General features: G+C 67.4%; 15 protein-coding genes and 1 pseudogene. 6 read left to right on the forward strand and 10 right to left on the reverse strand.

Translation table 11 applies throughout. The features are described 5' to 3' along the window. Nucleotides 1–225: 225 nt before the first annotated feature. The gene (locus tag ABZ827_RS20995) at nt 226–1,869 is read left to right on the forward strand and encodes a peptide chain release factor 3 (RefSeq protein ID WP_357238928.1); all 1,644 of its coding nucleotides are present in this window, start codon (nt 226–228) and stop codon (nt 1,867–1,869) included. Nucleotides 1,870–2,047: 178 nt separating this feature from the next. Here ABZ827_RS20995 and ABZ827_RS21000 read toward each other — a convergent pair. Together ABZ827_RS21000 and ABZ827_RS21005 are read right to left on the reverse strand one after the other, a co-directional pair. After that, nucleotides 2,048–2,503 (reverse strand): annotated as a pseudogene (locus tag ABZ827_RS21000) (nuclear transport factor 2 family protein); the annotation flags it as partial. Nucleotides 2,504–2,887: 384 nt separating this feature from the next. Then, complete coding sequence (locus ABZ827_RS21005; RefSeq protein ID WP_357238930.1) at nt 2,888–3,871, reverse strand: Abi-alpha family protein; 984 nt, start codon at nt 3,869–3,871, stop codon at nt 2,888–2,890. A gap of 225 nt (nt 3,872–4,096) precedes the next feature. Here ABZ827_RS21005 and ABZ827_RS21010 point away from each other — a divergent pair, with 225 nt between their 5' ends. Both ABZ827_RS21010 and ABZ827_RS21015 read left to right on the forward strand, forming a co-directional pair. Beyond that, a complete protein-coding gene (locus tag ABZ827_RS21010; RefSeq protein WP_357238932.1) occupies nt 4,097–5,419 on the forward strand; it encodes a hypothetical protein in 1,323 nt (440 codons plus the stop codon). Further along, nucleotides 5,410–6,225: an Abi-alpha family protein gene (locus ABZ827_RS21015; RefSeq protein ID WP_357238934.1), complete on the forward strand. Its 816-nt coding sequence runs from the start codon at nt 5,410–5,412 to the stop codon at nt 6,223–6,225. Before ABZ827_RS21010 ends, ABZ827_RS21015 begins: the two co-directional genes overlap by 10 nt. Before the next feature lie 53 nt (nt 6,226–6,278). On the opposite strand, the gene ABZ827_RS21020 is transcribed toward ABZ827_RS21015, so the two are convergent. Together ABZ827_RS21020 and ABZ827_RS21025 are read right to left on the reverse strand one after the other, a co-directional pair. Then, a complete protein-coding gene (locus tag ABZ827_RS21020; protein WP_357238936.1) occupies nt 6,279–8,090 on the reverse strand; it encodes an ABC-F family ATP-binding cassette domain-containing protein in 1,812 nt (603 codons plus the stop codon). Between the two features lie 130 nt (nt 8,091–8,220). Beyond that, nucleotides 8,221–9,192 carry a 4-(cytidine 5'-diphospho)-2-C-methyl-D-erythritol kinase gene (locus ABZ827_RS21025; protein ID WP_357238938.1) on the reverse strand — a complete coding sequence of 324 codons (972 nt, stop codon included), beginning with the start codon at nt 9,190–9,192 and terminating at the stop codon, nt 8,221–8,223. Nucleotides 9,193–9,358: 166 nt separating this feature from the next. Here ABZ827_RS21025 and ABZ827_RS21030 point away from each other — a divergent pair, with 166 nt between their 5' ends. After that, nucleotides 9,359–9,568 (forward strand): copper ion binding protein, encoded by a 210-nt coding sequence (locus ABZ827_RS21030; protein ID WP_357238940.1) that lies wholly within the window; start codon nt 9,359–9,361, stop codon nt 9,566–9,568. Here the strand turns inward: ABZ827_RS21030 and rsmA are convergent. The 3 genes from rsmA to ABZ827_RS21045 form a co-directional block, all read right to left on the reverse strand. After that, the gene (gene rsmA, locus ABZ827_RS21035; protein WP_357238942.1) at nt 9,550–10,452 is read right to left on the reverse strand and encodes a 16S rRNA (adenine(1518)-N(6)/adenine(1519)-N(6))-dimethyltransferase RsmA; all 903 of its coding nucleotides are present in this window, start codon (nt 10,450–10,452) and stop codon (nt 9,550–9,552) included. The genes ABZ827_RS21030 and rsmA overlap by 19 nt on opposite strands. Before the next feature lie 415 nt (nt 10,453–10,867). Further along, nucleotides 10,868–11,056, reverse strand: a complete 189-nt coding sequence (locus ABZ827_RS21040) for a hypothetical protein (protein WP_357238944.1) — start codon at nt 11,054–11,056, stop codon at nt 10,868–10,870. Between the two features lie 151 nt (nt 11,057–11,207). Beyond that, nucleotides 11,208–12,041 (reverse strand): TatD family hydrolase, encoded by an 834-nt coding sequence (locus ABZ827_RS21045; protein ID WP_357238946.1) that lies wholly within the window; start codon nt 12,039–12,041, stop codon nt 11,208–11,210. A gap of 266 nt (nt 12,042–12,307) precedes the next feature. On the opposite strand from ABZ827_RS21045, the gene metG reads away from it, so the two are divergent. Further along, nucleotides 12,308–13,873 (forward strand): methionine--tRNA ligase, encoded by a 1,566-nt coding sequence (metG, locus tag ABZ827_RS21050; protein ID WP_357238948.1) that lies wholly within the window; start codon nt 12,308–12,310, stop codon nt 13,871–13,873. A 19-nt stretch (nt 13,874–13,892) separates the two neighbouring features. On the opposite strand, the gene rsmI is transcribed toward metG, so the two are convergent. Beyond that, nucleotides 13,893–14,738, reverse strand: coding sequence for a 16S rRNA (cytidine(1402)-2'-O)-methyltransferase (gene rsmI, locus ABZ827_RS21055; RefSeq protein WP_357238950.1), 846 nt, complete (start codon nt 14,736–14,738; stop codon nt 13,893–13,895). 220 nt (nt 14,739–14,958) lie between these two features. Here rsmI and ABZ827_RS21060 point away from each other — a divergent pair, with 220 nt between their 5' ends. Continuing rightward, nucleotides 14,959–16,578 (forward strand): phospholipid carrier-dependent glycosyltransferase, encoded by a 1,620-nt coding sequence (locus tag ABZ827_RS21060; RefSeq protein WP_357238951.1) that lies wholly within the window; start codon nt 14,959–14,961, stop codon nt 16,576–16,578. Nucleotides 16,579–16,995: 417 nt separating this feature from the next. On the opposite strand, the gene ABZ827_RS21065 is transcribed toward ABZ827_RS21060, so the two are convergent. Next, nucleotides 16,996–17,355 (reverse strand): GntR family transcriptional regulator, encoded by a 360-nt coding sequence (locus ABZ827_RS21065; protein WP_357239002.1) that lies wholly within the window; start codon nt 17,353–17,355, stop codon nt 16,996–16,998. Nucleotides 17,356–17,443: 88 nt separating this feature from the next. Then, nucleotides 17,444–18,727, reverse strand: a complete 1,284-nt coding sequence (gene arcA, locus ABZ827_RS21070; RefSeq protein ID WP_357238953.1) for an arginine deiminase — start codon at nt 18,725–18,727, stop codon at nt 17,444–17,446. Nucleotides 18,728–18,739 lie beyond the last annotated feature (12 nt).

Raw genomic sequence — 18,739 nt, forward strand, 5'->3', positions numbered from 1 at the left:
TGCTCGTCAGGCGAAGACCGATCGGAGGCGGCCGGAAGCCGCGCCGCGTCGATCACGGTGCCGCAAAATCTGCGAACCCTCGCCGAGACAACCTGAATACTGTAACTCAGCGGCCGCAAAAGTCCGGAATCGGGTGGTAAGCGGCACGTAGTCGGCTGGTCAGAACTGTCACGTACTCTGGACAGGTTGCCACCCGCCCGTTTTTCCGCCGAAAGGTTCGATCCGTTGACCGCCTCTCCTGAGGGCTCCGTCGCGCCCGCCGCGCGCGGGTTGGCCGCCGAGGTGTCGCGGCGGCGCACCTTCGCCGTGATCTCCCACCCCGACGCCGGTAAATCGACGCTCACCGAAGCCTTGGCGTTGCACGCTCGCAAAATCTCCGAGGCGGGTGCCATTCACGGCAAGGCGGGCCGTAAATCCACCGTCTCGGACTGGATGGAGATGGAGAAGGCGCGCGGTATCTCGGTGAGCTCCACCGCGCTGCAGTTCAACTACCGGGCCGCCGGGTCCGAGATCGACAATGTGATCAATCTGGTCGATACGCCGGGCCACTCCGATTTCTCCGAGGACACCTACCGGGTACTCACCGCGGTGGATGCCGCGGTCATGCTGATCGACGCCGCGAAGGGGCTCGAGCCGCAGACCTTGAAACTGTTCCAGGTGTGCCGCCACCGCGGGATACCGGTGATCACCGTCATCAACAAATGGGACCGGCCCGGCCGCGCCCCGCTGGAGCTGCTCGACGAAATCGAGGAACGGATCGGTCTCACCCCGACCCCGCTGTTCCTGCCGGTGGGCATCGCGGGAGATTTCCGCGGACTGCTGCGCCGCGGGGCCGACGGCGCGGCGGACGAATACATCCACTTCACCCGGACCGCCGGTGGTGCCACCATCGCGCCGGAAGAATCCCTGACCCCCGAATCCGCCGAGGCTCGCGAGGGCGAACCGTGGACGACCGCCGCGGAGGAGAGCGAACTGCTGTCCGCCACCGGCGCCGATCACGACCAGGAGCTTTTCCTGGCCGGCCAGACCTCCCCGGTGATCTACGCGTCGGCCATGCTGAACTTCGGTGTCCGGCAGCTGCTGGAAACCCTGGTGGCTCTGGCACCCGCCCCGGCCGCGCGCGCCGATATCGGCGGTAGCCCGCGGGAACCGCAGGAGCCGTTCAGCGCGGTCGTGTTCAAGGTGCAGGCGGGTATGGACACCGCGCACCGCGACCGGCTCGCGTTCATGCGGATCGTATCCGGGGAGTTCGAACGCGGCATGGTGGTCACGCACGCGCAGACCGGCCGTCCGTTCGCGACCAAGTACGCGCTCACCGTCTTCGGCCGGGAACGCGCCACCGTCGATACCGCCTATCCGGGGGATGTGGTGGGCCTGGTCAACGCGACCGCACTCGCCCCCGGCCACACCCTTTTCGTCGACAAGAAGGTCGAGTTCCCGCCGATACCGTCCTTCGCGCCCGAACATTTCGCCGCCCTGCGGGCGCAGAGCGCGGGTAAGTACAAACAGTTCCGCAAGGCGATCGACCAGCTCGATTCCGAGGGTGTGGTGCAGGTGCTGCGCAACGACGCCCGCGGTGACGCCTCACCGGTGCTCGCCGCGGTCGGCCCGATGCAGTTCGAGGTGGTGACGGCCCGGATGCAGGGTGAGTTCGGCGTCGAGACCCAGCTGGACCACCTCGCCTACACAATCGCCCGCCGCACCGATGCCGCCTCGGCGCCCGAGCTGGATCGCCAGCGCGGAGTCGAGGTGTTCACCCGCAGTGACGGCGCGATCCTGGCGGTGTTCAGCGATAAGTGGCGGCTGCAGTACATCCAGAAGGAAATGCCGGAGCTCACCCTGGAACCGCTGGTCGCCGCGGCCGACTGATCCGGCCGTTCGTTCAGCCCGCGGCCCGTTCCTCGGAACCCGGATAGTCGGGGCCCGGATATTCGCTCTCCGGCCCGGGCTCGGCCTCGGGCGGAGTCTGCGCGTTCGCCGTGGTCTCGCGGTTCGCCTCGTCCACGCGCGGGTCCCGCTCGACCGACTCGACCCCGCTCGCCTGCTGGATCAGCCCCCAACGGTTCGCGGTCAGTCGCAGGCTGGGCAGGTCGCTGAGCGAGAGCACCACCTCGTAGGTGCGCTGGTAGCCGGTATGCGATATCCGCCAGCGGCCGTCGTCGCACCGCACGTATTCGTCGTTGTAGAAGGCGGCACCGCGCAGCAGCATATTGTTCTCCGGGATCAGCACCGTATCGGAGAGATACCAGATCCCGGTGGCCCGATCGCCGTTCACGTCGATCTCCGGGTGATCGCAGCGGTGTTCGGTGATCACATGCGGGCCCAGGGTATTGCGCATGAACGTCAGGAATGCTTCCCGGGATTCGAACTGCAGATATTCGCTGTAGGTGGCCGTGGCCTCCGGGATCATCGTTTCGGTGAAGTCTTCCCAGAATTTGGTGTCCAGCGCGCGGATATAGCGGAATTTGAGGCGATGGATCTCCAGCACGTCCTCGGACGCCACCGGGGGTGCGGGAAGTGAGGTGTCCGGACGTACCGGCCCCATCGTCAGCGGTACGTCCGTCTCGGGCTCGAGCCGTGGCGGAAGGGATACGTCCAGCCCGGCTCCCAGCGCCGCGGCGAGCGCGGCGCCCGAGAAGGCCATGGTTTCACTGCTCTGGCCCGGCCGCCGCGGAAATCCACCCGGGTGTGGCCCGGGATCGTTGCGCTCCTCGCCCTGGTCCATAACTCCACCATCCCACCTGAAATGGACAAATAGGGAGGATATTCAGATCTGTATCGGATTGCTATCCTGCGTCGGCGTTATTACGGGGGCGGGATTCACGCCGGTCAGCGGCTGATATCGCCTGTCCGGGCAGGTCGGACGGGGTATGCGGCCGGTGCGATATCAGGGCCGCTCGCCGTTGCCCATGGTGAAGCAGGTACGGCAGAAATCCTCGCCGAACTCCGTCAGCCGCAGGCTTTTGCGGACGATTTTCGGAGCTCGGCCCGCCTTTTTCAAAGCGTCCTCCACGATCGGCTGGACTTCCAGCACCATATACCGGCTCAGGACAACGGGATCGTCGGAATTATGGGTCAGTCCCAGCCGGCTGAGGTTGATCAGATACGAGCGGGCCCGGTCGATGTAGCGCACCCCGGCCTGTTCCGGGACCGAGGTCAAGCCGCCGGCGATCAGCTCCGACCCGATACCCAGCGGACGGTTGGTGCGCACGTCGACCGTCGGCTGCGGACCGTTGAGGGCCATATAGCGCAGGATGCGGGCCTCGTCGGGGGCGATTTCGTCGAGAATCCGGTCGTAGGCGGGATGCACCTCTTCGGTGAAGTAGACATCGGCCGAACGGGCCAGCAACGCATCACCGCGTTTACGCAATTCGGCGACCGTGGCCGACCGCATATACGAGCCCACCGCGACCGTCTGCTGGGCGGATGTCTGCCCGGTGGGCACATAGCTGACGATCTCGCGCACCGATCCCTCGGTGACTCCGAGGGCGCTGCGCGCGATGGACCGCAGGGCGTTACCGGTGCGTTCGGCGATCTCGGCGGAGGACTCACCGTCGAGGGCGGCCTGGGTGATCTCCCGGGTCACCTCGTAGGAGGTGTTGACCGCCCATTGGCTGCCGCGCACCACACTGCCCGCCGCGAGACCGGCCGCCCGGAACACCCCGCGGATGAGCCGGGCCTCATTGCTGATCTGCCGTTGCTCGACATCGGAGCTGCGCTCGACAGCCGCCGGCGGCCGGCGCACGACACCGGCCGCGGGGTCGGTCGTGGTGCCCGGTTCCGCGTCGCGGCCGGTACTCGGCGGGGTACTCCACTGCACGGCTCGGGAACCGGTCCGGGGGAACTCCTGTCCGGTCCTGTCGTCTGCCACGTTTACTCCGATATCGCCAGATGAACGAATCCGCCCACCGATTATTGCCCATCGACGGTGATTGCCCGGCGCCGGACCATGGATCCGGCTCACGTCTGAGACACTAATGTGTCGCGCCCGGTCGCGCTGCCGGTGGATGTCCGCCGCCGAGCGCTGGGCGATCGGCAGTGGTGCTAATTTCGAGGTCCCGGTGAGGCGGCGATCACCGGAGCAGGAGGGTGTGTCGTGTTGGAGAGTGTGTTCGGGATACACCCGACGATCCTCCTGGAATTACTGACCATTCCGCTGTTCACCGGAGTCATCGGCTACATCACCAACTGGACCGGCGTCCTGATGCTGTTCCGGCCGATCGCTTTTCACGGAATCCGGGTACCGGGCCTGCGGTACCTGTACCCGTACCTACCCAAACGGATCCAGATCCTGCCGCTGCTCAGCCACGACGGCCGGTTCGGCTGGCAGGGCATCGTGCCCTCGCGGGCCGACAAGATGGCCAGTATCGCGGTGGACAAAGGGCTTTCGAAGCTCGGCAGTGTCGCCGATTTCTATCGGGAACTGGAACCGGACGCGCTCGCCGAACATCTCGCCCTGACCGCCGAAACCCAGATCCGCGATATCGTCGAGAATATTCTGCGCCGCGACCATCCGCAGCTCTGGTACAACCTGCCCACCCAGGTCCGGGAGATGGTGCACGAACGGGTGCGCCAGCAGTTGCCGGATATCCTGCGCGAACTCACCGATGAACTGGGCGCAAACATCGACCAGCTGCTCGATGTCAAACAAATGGTCATCCGCTATTTCCAGGCCCGCCCGCAGTTGCTGAATCAGCTGTTCCAGGTGCTGGGTGCCAAAGAATTGCGGTTCATGCAGAATTTCGGTCTCTATTTCGGTGCGCCGATGGGTGTCGTCCTGGTCGGGATCCTGCACGTGACCGGGTGGCCGACGCTGGCGGTTCTGCCGATCGGCGGGGTGATCATCGGCTGGGTGGTCAACTGGGTGGGCCTCAATATGATCTTCGCGCCCGCCCAGCCGAAATGGTGGTGCCCGTGGCGGCAGGGTCTGCTGATCAAACGGCAGAACGAGATCACCGACGGTTATGCCGAGCTCGTCTCCACCCAGGTGATGACGGTCGCCAATATCGGCGACGAACTGCTCAACGGACCCAAATCCGATCGCACCCTGCAGATGCTGGAGGACACCCTGCGTCCCGCCGCCGACCGCGCTCTCGGCCCGGCCCGCGGCGCGGTGAAACTGGTACTCGGCAATCGCGATTATCAGTCACTGACCCAGACCCTGACCTCGGAGGCGATGGCCATCGCGCCGCTGGCGTTCGCCGACGCGGATTTCAACGAGCGGCAGGGTAAACAGATCGGCGCCTATATCGCCAAGCAGATGTCGGAGCTGTCGCCGAACGATTTCGTCGATATGCTGCGCGCGGCGATCAAGCAGGACGAGTGGCTGCTGTTCGTGCACGGCGGCGTTCTCGGCCTGTTCGCGGGATACGCGCATATCCTGGTCTTCGGAACGGGGGTGGCAACGACGTGGCTGTGAACGAGGAACCGCACGAGTCCGGCAGGCCCATCGGCCCTGTCGCGGCGGTCCGTGCCGTCGGCGGGATCGCACGGGTGACGGCGTCGGTGGTGTCCGGCACGGCACGCTGGGGCGTGCACACCGCGCTGGACGTCACCGAGACGGTGGTGCGCGGCAGCCTGGCCGGAGCCCCGCAGGCCGAGATCCGCACGGAAGCGATCGGGCAGGTCCGAGAGGCGCTGCGCCTGGCGCTCGGGGTCACGGCCGCCGAACCATCCGCCACCACATCCCCGACCGAGCGGTCGCTACGAGAACAGGGCGCGGCACTGCTGCGGCTGGCCGCCAGCACCCGGGCGCCCGACGAGGGACATCCCGCCTTCGCCCGGATCCTCGCCGAACTCACCTCCGACGAGGCCCGCATCTTGCGATTGTTACGACTCGAAGGGCCGCAGCCGACCGTCACCGTGCGCGGGGGCCGCTCGTCCCGACGCAGCCGCAGACAAACCGAACCGGCGACCGGACCGGACGATCTCGGCGTGAGCATGATCGGCGAACGCGCCGGGCTCCGGTATCCCGACCGCGTGCAGCGCTATCTGACCAATCTGCGCCGGATCGGCCTGATCGAAATACTGCGCGAACCGGTGGGCACCCCGGAGCGCTATCAACTACTGGAGGCTCAGTCGGCGGTGGCCGAACTGCTGAAGCAGAGCGGTGGCCGCGGCAAACTCCAGCATCGCGGAATCACCCTCACCACATTCGGTGGCGAGTTCGTACAAGCGAGCCTGCCCATCCAGGGTGAGGACGGACCGGCCGCCGAAACCCGCTGATCGCCCGCCACCCCTGTGTGAGCCGGGCATCAGGTGCGGATGCACCGCACGGCTCACACCTGCTCGGCGAGTTCCATCCAGCGTTCCTCGGCGGTCTCCTTCTGTGCCTGCACATCCTTCAATTCGGCGCCCAGCGTGACCAGTTTGTCGGGCTCGGTGGCCGCGGCGGCCAGTGCGGTGTGCAGGGCCGCTTCGCGCTCGCCGAGTTTCTCGACGGCGCGTTCCAGGCGGGTGAGTTCCTTGCGGGCCGCCCGGTAGGCGGCGGAATCGGATTGCGGCACCGCGGTCCGGTCACCGGCCGCGGGCTTGCGGCCGGCGGATTCACCGGCCCCGGATTCGGCGCGGCGGCGCAGATACTGCTCGATCCCGCCGGGCAGGTTGGTGAGTGCGCCGTCACCGAACAGGGCCCAGGTGGTATCGCAGATCCGCTCGATCAGATAGCGGTCGTGGCTGATCACCACCAGTGTCCCGGCCCAGTTGTCCAGCAGATCCTCCAACTGCTGCAGAGTGTCGATATCGAGATCGTTGGTGGGCTCGTCCAGCAGCAGCACATTCGGCTCGGACATCAGGATCCGGGTCAGCTGCAGGCGGCGGCGTTCGCCACCCGATAGATCCCGGACCGGCGTGCGCTGACGGGCCGGCGTGAATCCGAGCCGCTCGGCGAGCTGACCGGCGGATAGTTCCAGCGCTTTGCTGCCCTCACCCAAGGTGATGCGCATGGCGATCTCCTGGACCGCCTCGAGCACTCGCATATCGACGGGCAGATCATCGAGTTCCTGCCGCAGCCAGCCGATCCGGACGGTTTGACCCTGTACCCGCTTCCCCGGATCCGGCGCGATATCCCCGGCCAGGGCCCGCAGCAGGGTGGTCTTACCCGATCCGTTCACCCCCACCAGACCGACCCGCTCGCCGGGCGCCAGCCGCCAGGTCAGATCGTGCACGAGTTCCCGGCCGTCGGGTGTGGTGAGGGTGGCGTCCTCGAGTTCCACCACCACTCGTCCCAGCCGCTTCTTCGCGAACGAGCTGAGCGAAACGCTGTCCCGCGGCGGCGGTACATCGGCGATCAGCGCCTCGGCGGCTTCGATCCGATAGCGCGGTTTGGACGTGCGCGCCTGCGGCCCCCGCCGCAGCCAGGCCAGTTCCTTTCGTGCCAGGTTCCGCCGCCTGGCCTCGGTGGCATCGGCCTGCCGGGCTCGTTCGGCGCGGGCGAAAATCCAATCGCCGTATCCGCCCTCATAGGTCTCCACCCGGCCACCCACTACTTCCCAGGTGCGGGTCGCGACGGTATCCAGGAACCAGCGATCGTGCGTGACCACGACCAGCGCGCTGCGGCGGGCCAGCAGATGCTCGGCCAGCCACTGCACACCCTCGACATCGAGATGGTTGGTCGGTTCGTCCAGCACCAGCAGGTCCAGTTCGCGCACCAGGGCGGCGGCCAGCGCGACCCGGCGGCGTTCCCCGCCGGAGAGGTTCGTCACCGAGGTGTCCAGGCCCAGCCCGGCGATCCCGATTCCCTCGAGTACCGAGCGGATCCGGGGATCGGCGGCCCATTCGTGTTCCGCGAGGTCCCCGGTCGGAGCGTCCTCGGCCAACCCGGCCAGGACCACCTCCCCCACGGTCGCGCCCTGCGGTAGCACTCCACGCTGGGTGACCACGGCCATCCGCAGCCCGCCGAGCCGGCTCACCCGGCCGCTGTCGGGCTCCTCGATACCGGTCAGTACCTCCAGCAGCGTGGTCTTACCGCCGCCGTTGAGACCCACCACCCCGATCCGTTCGCCGGCATGTACACCGAGCGAAACACCGTCGAGCAGCGGTTTGATCCCGAAACTCTTGCTGACCTGTTCGAGATTGATCAGGTTGGACATGAATCCTTCCGCCTCCGGCTACCGGACCGCACCGATACGCGACCCCTGATCAGCCTATCGACCCCCGAGAAACCCGCCGACCACGGCCGCACTTCGTGTGAGCCCACCTACAGCCCAGTCCCCGTCCCCCTCAGGCCCGCCGCGGACCGGGTTCCGGCGGCTCCGGCATCGGGTTGTGCGGCTCCCCCTGACTCGTCACCCGCGCACCGGGAACGGGCCCGGTCGCCGTCCGCACGCTACGAGCCACCCCCGCCCCCGAGAGCTCCGCCGCGACCGCCACAGCCGATTCCGCGGACCCGCAGAGAAACGCACAGGTCGGACCGGACCCCGAGACGAGACCGGCCAGCGCCCCCGCCTCCACTCCCGCGCGCAATGTGCGGCGCAGATCCGGCCGCAGCGATACCGCCGCGGCCTGCAGATCGTTGCCGAGTAACGGTGCGAGCTGTTCCGCGTCCCCGGACGCCAGCGCCTGCATGAGCTGCTGTGGTTCACCCAGCCGGGGCGGGGCGCCCTGAACGCGGAGCCTGTCGAGTTCGGTGAACACCTCAGGAGTCGACAGCCCACCCTTGGCCAGGGCCAGGACCCAATGAAAGGCGTTGCGCGACAGCACCGGTAGCAATCGTTCACCGCGACCCGTCCCGAGTGCGGTGCCGCCGTGCAGGGCGAACGGCACATCGCTACCGAGTTCGGCCGCCACCGCGACGAGTTCGTCGCGGTGCATACCCAGTTCCCAGAGTTCGTTCAGGCCGACCAGCGCGGCGGCCGCATCGGCACTGCCGCCCGCCATCCCCCCGGCCACCGGAATACCTTTGTCGATGGTGATCTCCACCAGTGGTGCGCGACCGGCGAGCTGAGCGAGGCGGACCGCGGCTTTCCACACCAGATTGGTCCGGTCGGTGGGTACTTCCGCGGCGCCTTCTCCGGTGACCCGCAGCGTGAGCGAGTTGGCGGCCGCGAGTTCCAGATCGTCGGCCAGGGACAGCGCCTGGAAAACGGTGGTGAGCTCGTGGTAGCCGTCTGCGCGCAGGTCACCCACTCCCAGATGGAGGTTGACCTTCGAGGGCGCCCGCACGGTGACGGGACTGGGCACAACGGACAGCACGGTGCCCTAGCCTAATGGGCGCCGTTGGGGGAAGCCCATCCGAAGACCGGGATCGGGCGGCACACTGTGACGCCGCTGTCCCGGCAGCCGGAACCCTTGTCGCCTGTTACCCCAGGGGGGTATATTCGTCGGCGTCCCGCCGGGACACGAGCGCGAAGGAGACACCATGTCCGCCACCAGCACCTATACCGTCACCGGCATGACCTGCGACCATTGCGTCCAGGCCGTCAAAACCGAAATCGGCAAAATCGACGGTGTCACCGGCGTCGATATCGATCTCGCCACGGGCCGGGTCGCGGTCACCTCCGGCACCGATATCGCCGCGACCGATATCGCCGCCGCGGTGGACGAAGCCGGCTACGAAATCGCCGGCTGACGCCCCGACTGCGCGGCGAGATTCACGAAAGCCGCTGTTTCCAGGGTTTCCCCGCGGGCGGTCGGCGCGATTCCGGCGGCGAGCAGCCGCCGCTCCGCCTCCGCGGGGCCACCCGCCCAGCCCGCGAGCGCGGCCCGCAGCGTTTTACGGCGTTGCGCGAACGCCAGATCGATCACCTCGAAAACACGTTTCCGATGTGACTCGTCGAGCGGCCACGGCGGTTCGGCGAACCGATCCACCCGCACCAGACCCGATTCCACCTGCGGCACCGGCCAGAACACCTGCCGGCCCACCGAACCGGCCTTGGCCACCGTCCCGAAGAAGCCCGCCTTCACACTCGGCACGCCGTACACCCGGCCACCCGGCCGGGCCGCGAGCCGATCCGCGACCTCGGCCTGCACCATCACCAATGCCGTGCGGATACTCGGGAATTCGGCCAGCAGATGCAGCAACACCGGAACGGCGACGTTGTAGGGAAGATTCGCGACCAGGGCGGTCGGTGCCGCCGGCAACATATCGGGGCGGATCCGCAACGCGTCACCGGGCACCACCGTCAGCCGGCCGGCCAGCGCGCCGGCCCGCTCGCGCACCGTATCGGGCAACTGCCGCGCCAGCAGGGGGTCGATCTCCACCGCGAGGACCGAATCGACCACATCGAGAAGCGCCAGGGTCAGTGAACCGAGACCGGGGCCCACCTCGAGCACGGTATCCGCGCGCCCGACGCCGGCCGCGCTCACAATCCGCCGGACGGTGTTGGCGTCGTGGACGAAGTTCTGCCCGAGCTGTTTGGTGGGGCGGACACCGAGCCGCTCGGCGAGCTCCCGTACCTGCGCGGGGCCGAGCAGAGCTGCCTCGCCACGCGCAATCATCTCGGCATCCGACACCGGGTGAACTTACCAACTGGGTTATCGGTGCCGCCTCTTGCGTTGCGGAGTCGGGGCCCTGCTGATGCCCGGGCCCGGGGGTACCTTCCGCGTTTCCGCGCACGGTCGCCCGCGGTATGTGGTCGGCGGCGTCGATTCTCTCGACGCTGGAGGGCCGGATCCCGGGCCGGACGTTCTATTCGGTGACTCGGGGTACACCTTCCGCGAAGGGGCGGGCTGTAATTTTGGAGCCGCTCCGCGGCTCGAGGGTGGGGCCCTATTAACCCCTGGTCTTCACTCCTGCGCTCGGTCGCTGCGCTCCCTCGCTCCGTCGCTGCAGACCAGGGGCGGGCCCCACCCAGGGGCGATGACCCTCGGGCCGGTGTTCCGGCGGTTGATCGCCGCGCCTACCGGTCGGCAGAGACCGCCTGCACAGCTAGACGAGTGCGGGCTGCTGCGGCGGCAGTTGGTAGGAGATTCCGGCCGGGGCCGAATGGGCGCGGTCGCTGTGCGAATTGTGCGCGATGGCCGCGCCGGCACTGGCGATCAGAGCCAGCAGTACGGCGGCGATCGCTACGTAGAGCAGAGGCGAGCGTGAGGAGTTGATCCTCGCAAAGGGTGACACGGTCACGGGACGATAACGAAGCCCGGAGGAGAGGACAACCGCAGCGGATCGGCGTGGCGGTTCGATATCTCGAGAACCACGGTCAGGGCCTGCTAGACGAAACGGCAACCGATGAAACTGTGATTTAAATCACTTTTCGCCGGATCGTGTTTCACGGAGCGAATCCGTACACGCGGCGCGCGTTCGCCGTACTGATCTCTGCCAGTTCGGCCGGGTCCTGCGCACGCAGTTCCGCCACCGCCCGCACCGTGTAAGGCAGGCAATACGGCTCGTTGGGGGCGCCCCGGTACGGATGCGGCGTCAGGTAGGGCGCATCCGTTTCGACCAGCAACTGCTCGTCCGGTACCACCCGGACCGCTTCCCGTAACTCGTGGGCGTTCTTGAAACTCGCGGTGCCCGAAAAGCTCAGCACATACCCTTCCGCGACACAGGACAGCGCCATATTCGCGTCCGACGAGAAGCAATGGAAGATCACCGTCTCCGGGGCGCCCTCGTCCAGCAGGACGGTCAGCAGATCGTGGTCGGCTTCCCGGTTGTGGATCATCAGCGGTTTACCGATCCGCTTGGCCAGATCGATATGCCAGCGGAACCCCTCGATCTGGGTTTCGATATCGGCGCAACCGTCGAGTTTGCCCGGCCAGTAGTAGTCGAGCCCGGTCTCGCCGACCGCCACCACCCGGGGATCAGCGGCCAATTTCTCGATCTCCGCCCGCGCGGCATCGTCTAGCGCGTTCGCCCGGGTCGGATGCAATGCCACGGCCGCGTACACCCGGTCGTCCCAGTGCGCCGCCCGCACAGCCCAGCGGGCGGCGGCCAGATCGTCGGCGACTGTCACCACCCGGCCCACTCCGGCCGCTGCCGCCCGGTCGACCATCTCCGCGACCGAGGCCGCGTCGGTCGCACCACAGGCGTCGAGATGTGTGTGCGCGTCCACCAGGGGCGCCAGCGGTTCGGGCAGCGGGGGTGCGGGACGTTTCGCGCTCACCGGGCCACAACCCGTCGCGGCCGGACACGCAGGACAGGGCCCGCGACGCGGGCGGGACGGGGCATACGCACACGGTCGAGGAAAGGCACGCGCACCACAGTAGAGAACACGCTCCGGAACAGCACCGCTGTATCCCGGACAGCGCCCGGACGCGCTACGCCGCCGAATTCGATTCCGGTGCCCGAACCCGGGCCAGTAACCTCTGATGGCATGAACACGCAGTCGAGTCGGGTTCACTCCGGTCCTCATGATGGAATCGACGCACCATGAGCGCAGTCGATCGCCCCGCCTTCTATATCACCACGGCCATCGCGTACCCGAACGGTGCGCCGCATATCGGGCATGCCTACGAGTACATCTCCTCGGATGCGCTCGCCCGGTTCAAGCGGCTCGACGGGTACGACGTGTTCTTCATGACCGGAACCGACGAACACGGCCAGAAGATGCAGCAGACCGCCGCCGCCGAGAACGTTCCGGTGGAGGAACTGGCGGCACGCAACTCCGATGTGTTCGAACGGATGGACAAAGCCCTCGACGTCTCCTTCGACCGCTTCATCCGCACCACCGACGCCGATCACCAGGCCGCCAGCGCGGCGATCTGGCAGCGGATGCTGGACAACGGCGATATCTACCTGGACAACTACTCCGGCTGGTACTCGGTGCGCGACGAAGCGTTCTACACCGAGGAGGAGACCACGCTGCTCGACGACGGCAGCCGTATCTCGACCGAAACGAAAACCCCGGTCACCTGGACCGAGGAATCCAATTTCTTCTTCCGGCTCTCCGCCTACCAGGACAAACTGCTCGCGCTCTACGACGAACATCCGGAATTCATCGCCCCGGCGACCCGGCGCAACGAGATCGTCAGCTACGTCAAGGCCGGGCTCAAAGATCTGTCGATCTCCCGGACCACCTTCGACTGGGGTGTGCCCGTTCCCGATCACCCCGATCACGTGATGTACGTCTGGGTGGACGCGCTCACCAACTACCTCACCGGAGTCGGCTTCCCGGATACCGATTCCGCCGCGTTCGGGAAGTTCTGGCCGGCCGATGTCCACATCATCGGCAAGGACATCACCCGATTCCACACGGTGTACTGGCCCGCCTTCCTGATGTCGGCCGGTATCGAACTGCCGCGGCGGGTCTTCGTCCACGGATTCCTGTACAACAAGGGCGAGAAGATGTCGAAATCGGTCGGCAATGTCGTCGACCCGCTGGAACTCGTCGACACCTACGGGCTCGACGCCGTCCGTTTCTTCCTGCTGCGCGAGATCTCCTACGGCCAGGACGGCAGCTACAGCCACGAGGCGATCGTCTCCCGGATCAACGCCGATCTGGCCAACGAGTTCGGCAACCTGGTCCAGCGCAGCCTCACCATGGTCGCCAAGAACTGCGGCGCGGCGGTTCCCACGCCGGGTGAATTCACCGCGGACGACCGCGCACTGCTCGACCGCGCGAACGGACTGCTGGAACGCTGCCGCACCGAATTCGACAGCCAGCAGATTCATCTGGCGCTGGAGCAGATCTGGCTCACTCTCGGCGAAACCAACCGGTACTTCACCGCCCAGGCCCCCTGGACGCTGCGCAAATCCGGTACCGAAGCGGATCTCGCACGGATGGCGACGGTCCTCTACGTCACCCTCGAGGTGATCCGGATCGTGGCGATCCTGGCGCAGCCCGCGATGCCGGGTTCAGCGGCGAAGATCCTGGACCTGCTCGCCCAGCAGGGCCGCGATTTCGCCGATATCGCCACCCCGCTGACGCCGGGCACCCCACTGCCCGCCCCGGAACCGGTGTACCCGCGCTATGTGGAGCCCAAGACGGAAGAGTGAGGTCCGGCACCCGCCGCGTTCAGTCCACCGTGGCGCGGCGGGCCGCCAGCACAGCGTCATAGAGTTCACGCCGGGACACCCCGGCGACCTCGGCGATCTCCGCGCTGGCGTCCTTCAAACGCAATCCGGCCGCGGCTCGCTCCTCCACCTGCGCCACCAGATCCTCCGGATCGGCAACGGTGGCGCTCGCACCCTCCAGCACCACGGTGATCTCACCGCGGGCACCGTCCGCCGCCCATTCCGCCAGCTCGGCGAGGGTGCCCCGCACGACCTCCTCATAGGTCTTGGTCAGCTCCCGGCATACTGCCGCCCGGCGGTCTCCACCCAGGATCTCGACGGCGTCGGTCAAACATTCGGCCAGCCGATGCGGTGCCTCGAAGAACACACAGGCCCGCCGCTCGGAAATCAGCGTGCCCAGCCACTCCTTGCGCCGCCCGGACTTACGGGGCGCGAAACCGTCGAAACAGAAGCGGTCCACCGGTAGCGCCGAAAGCGCGAGCGCAGTCGTCACCGCGGACGGGCCGGGCAGGCAGGTCACCGGCAGCCCCTGCTCGGCACACGCCGCCACCAGTCGGTACCCCGGATCGCTCACCGACGGCATCCCCGCATCGGTAACCAGCAACACGGTCCGCCCGGCAGTGATCTCGTCCAGCAGAGCGGGCACTCGCGTGGATTCGACGTGGTCGTAGAAACTCACCACCCGCCCGGAAATCTCCACCTCGAGCGCAGCCGCCAGCGACCGAGTGCGCCGGGTGTCCTCCGCCGCGACGATATCGGCGGAACCGAGCGCCTCCCGCAGCCGCGCGGAAGCATCCCCGATCTGCCCCAGCGGTGTCGCCGCGAGAACCAGCCGACCCTGTGTCACCACACTCCTCACCCGGCCCAGCACATCCGGGCCCGCCCCGATTCAGCCTACGTAGTGAGTGGATCACGCCGGTCGAGGGCGGCCTGTTGGAAAAGGTGATAGGCGGGGCGGTTCGTGAAGGACAGTAAACCTGTCTCCCCAGACGGACCGCAGCCCTCCTCGAGACCCCACCCGCGACACCGCAGACCGCACCGAAAGGCACAACAATAGACTCGACGCCGTGACACAGGTGACCCAATCGCGCCCGAGTTCGTCGTGGCGGTCTCCGCGCACGTGGTCCAGCCCGGCACCGCTGCGGCCCGCGCCCGATTTCGGTCCCACCGATACCGTGCGCGGCTGGGTGGTCAGCCTGTTCCTGACGGCGATCGCGGCAATCACGCGGTTCACCATGCTCAACTACCCCACCGACGCCGGCACCCCGGTTTTCGACGAGAAGCACTACGCGCCGCAGGGATGGCAGATGCTGACCGGCGGTATCGAGGACAATCCCGGTTACGGGCTGGTGGTGCATCCGCCGGTCGGTAAACAGATGATCGCGATCGGCGAAGCCCTGTTCGGCTACAACGGCTGGGGCTGGCGATTCACCGCGGCACTGCTCGGCACTCTGCTGGTGCTCCTGGTGATCCGGATCGTCCGCCGGATGACCCGTTCCACCCTGCTCGGCGCGTTCGCCGGGATCCTGCTGATCGCCGACGGGGCGAGCTTCGTCTCGGCACGGATCGGGATGCTGGATATTTTCATCACCTTCTTCGTCACCGCCGCCTTCGGTTGCCTGATCGTGGATCGTGACGAGGTCCGGGCCCGGCTGGCCAGAGCCGATGCCGAGGGCCGGGCCGGTGAGACTCCGTGGGGGCCGCGGCTCGGTGTGCGCTGGTGGCGGTTCGGCGCCGGGATCCTGCTGGGGCTGGCGTGCGGGACCAAATGGTCGGGTCTCTACTTCATCGCCGCTTTCGGCCTGATGAGTGTGCTGTTCGATCTCTCGGCCCGCCGCACCTACGGTGTACGCAAACCGCTGCTCGGGACGGCCGTCCGCGATATCGGCCCGGCGCTGTACGCGCTGGTACTGATCCCGCTGGGGGTGTACCTGGCCAGTTACGCCGCCTGGTTCCGCGGCGAAACCGCCGTCTACCGCTATATGGCGGGTAACCCGTCGGCTCCCGAGGACGGGATCGGCACGGGCGGTTTCTGGTCCCATCTGGTGCCCGACGCGATGCGTTCGCTGTGGTACTTCCACTCCCGCACGCTCACGTTCCATTCCGAACTCACCAATTCGGCCGGCAACCATCACCCGTGGGAATCCAAACCGTGGACCTGGCCCATGGGGCTACGGCCGATGCTCTACTACTACGCCGACGACGGGGTCACCGGGTGCGGGCAGACCGAATGCGTGAAAGCCGTCATGCTGATCGGCACGCCGGCGCTGTGGTGGGTCGCGCTCCCGGTACTGGCGTGGGGGCTGTGGCGCTGTGTGGTGCGCCGCGACTGGCGTTACGCGGCGGCTCTCACCGGATACGGCGCGGGGCTGCTGCCCTGGTTCCTGACACTGGACCGGCAGATGTACTACTTCTACGCGGTCACCCTGGCCCCGTTCCTGGTGATGGCGGTGGCGCTGGTGCTCGGCGATGTACTGGGCACCGCCCGGAGACGGGTGGCCCGGGCTCCGGGCGGTACGTTCCTCCCGGCCGAACCCAGCGAACGACACAGTCTGGGCCTACTCGCGGTATGCCTGTATATGGCTCTGGTCATCGCGAATTTCATCTGGCTGTGGCCGATTCTGACGGCTCTGCCCATCACCACGGGCACCTGGCAGGATCACCTCTGGCTGCCGAGCTGGAGGTAATGAGATGTATCTAGTGCGCCGTCTCCGGGGGGGGCGCGGGTCGGGCCCTGTTAACCGTGGTCTCGGCGTAGACCATCCGTGGAGGGCGCGCTGTGTTATTCGGAGCTGCTCGGCGGCTCGAGGGCGGGGCGTTGTATCTATTGCGCCGCCTTCGGGGTCGCGGGGTCGGGCGTGGTCTCAACCCTGCTCTCGGCGTAGACCTTCAGTGAAGGGCTCTCGCCGTGGACCATGGCGAAGAGGCTCTCGGCGTGGACCATCCGTGAAGGGGCGGGCTGTGTTATTGGAGCCGCTCCGCGGCTCGAGGGCGGGGCCCTGTTAACCCGGTTCTTCACTCCCGCCGGGCGGTCGCTGCGCTCCCTTCCTCTGGTCGCTCCAGAACCGGGCGGGCCCCGCCCGCAAAGGTGAGCTATGCGGGGGTCAGCTGGTGAGGGCGATCTTTATGTAGTGGAGGGCGGCGGCGTTGTCGAGGCCGAGGCGGCGGAGGGTGGCGACGTATTCGGTGGCGGCGCGGCCGGCGGCGTCGGCGGTGGGGTCGCCGGAGGAGGCTATGAATGTGCCCCGGCGGCCGCTGGTTTCGAGGACTCCGTCCTGTTCCAGTTCCCGGTAGGCCCGCGCGACCGTGTTGGGTGCCAGGCCCAATTGGGCTGCCAGAGCGCGCACCGTCGGGATCTTGGTCCCCGCGGGGAGCTCACCCGAGCGGACCTTTGCGATAACGGCGAGGCGTAGCTGTTCGTAGGGTGGGACGCCCGAATCGTGCGACACCGTGATCTCGAGCATGGCTCGTTCATACCGCATCCGGCATCCCTGCCATCCGAAAACGCGCCATCACGCGACCGGAAAACCGACCGCGGAGTCCAGCGAGGCCTCAACCCCCGCGCGCCGGAGGCGCGCCGATAGACACAGCGTCCCTGGCGAGCGGGCAGGACAGGCAGCGTGGCCCGCCGCGGCCCGAGCCGAGTTCCGAGCCGGGTATCCGCAGTACTTCGATACCGGAGTCCTCGAGCCGGGCGTTGGTCATCTCGTTGCGTTCGTAGGCGACCACGACGCCGGGGCGCAGCGCGAGGGTGTTGTTCCCGTCGTCCCACTGTTCGCGTTCGGCGGTGACCCCGTCGAGTCCGGTGTCGATCACGCGCAGTTTCCCGATCCCCATAGCGTCCGCGGCCGCGGGCAGGAACGGTTCGGGGCCGCTCACCAGGCAGCCGTCGCCGTTGTCGGCGCGCCGGATCGTGTACGCGGTGAGGGTTTCGCGAACTCCGGGATACATGACCACGGCGTCCGTGTCGACCATGGTGCATACGGTGTCCAGGTGCATGGTGGCGCGATTCTGCGCGATCGGGACCACCAGCACCGTATGCGCGAGCCCGTCGTCGAACAGGCTGCGGGCCAGTGCTTCCGCACCGGCCGGGGAGGTGCGCTCACCGACTCCTACCGCCACCACACCGGGAGCCAGCAGCAGTACGTCACCGCCCTCGATCGGGGCGGTATGCGATTCGTAGGCGCGCCGCACGCCGAGGAACCGCGGGTGGAAGGCGTAGATCAGGTCGGTCAGCGAGGTTTCCCGCGCCCGGGCGGGCAGCGCCAGCGCGGTGATGGCGACCTTGGGTCCCACCCAGAACGAGGAGTCGCGGGTGAACAGCAGGTTCGGCAGTGGGTCGATAACGAAATCACCGCCGTGGTGCATGCGGCGGACCAGCGAGGTGTCGTCCGCGGCGAAGGGTAGCTCGTCGAAGGTCATACCCGCCATCAGGATTCGCGCGAGCTCGGGTGCGGGTGTTTTGCGCAGATGGGCGGCCAGTTCGCCGGCCAGCACGTGGCCGAGGCGGCGTGCGTGGACGGCCGCGGAAATACCTTGGATGCGGGCCGCGCCGCTGACCGCGAGTGTTTCGGCCAGCAGGTCGGCGACCAGCAGCACCTCGACTCCGCGCCGGCGCAGTACCTCCGCGAAGGCGTCGTGTTCCTGTTGGGCACGTTCCACCCAGGGGATCGCGTCGAAGAGGAGTTGGTCGTTGTTACGCGGGGTGAGCCGGCGCAGTTCGTCACCGGGCCGGTGCAGCAGGACCGCACGCAGGTTGCCGACTTCGCTGGTCACCCCGTGGGCCGGGGCCGGGTGGTTCGCGTGCCGGGTATCGGATACGGCGTCTGGTCCCATGTCCCGACAGTA

Origin of the sequence: Nocardia sp. NPDC019395, assembly GCF_040632335.1 — a bacterium.
Taxonomy (GTDB): domain Bacteria; phylum Actinomycetota; class Actinomycetes; order Mycobacteriales; family Mycobacteriaceae; genus Nocardia.

What these genes read in the sequence shown, in the direction of transcription:
- ABZ827_RS21065 (WP_357239002.1), bottom strand. Translation starts at nt 17,355, where the DNA reads ATGCTCGAGATCACGGTGTCGCACGATTCGGGCGTCCCACCCTACGAA.
- ABZ827_RS21020 (WP_357238936.1), bottom strand. Translation starts at nt 8,090, where the DNA reads ATGTCCAACCTGATCAATCTCGAACAGGTCAGCAAGAGTTTCGGGATC.
- ABZ827_RS21030 (WP_357238940.1), top strand. Translation starts at nt 9,359, where the DNA reads ATGTCCGCCACCAGCACCTATACCGTCACCGGCATGACCTGCGACCAT.
- metG (WP_357238948.1), top strand. Translation starts at nt 12,308, where the DNA reads ATGAGCGCAGTCGATCGCCCCGCCTTCTATATCACCACGGCCATCGCG.
- arcA (WP_357238953.1), bottom strand. Translation starts at nt 18,727, where the DNA reads ATGGGACCAGACGCCGTATCCGATACCCGGCACGCGAACCACCCGGCC.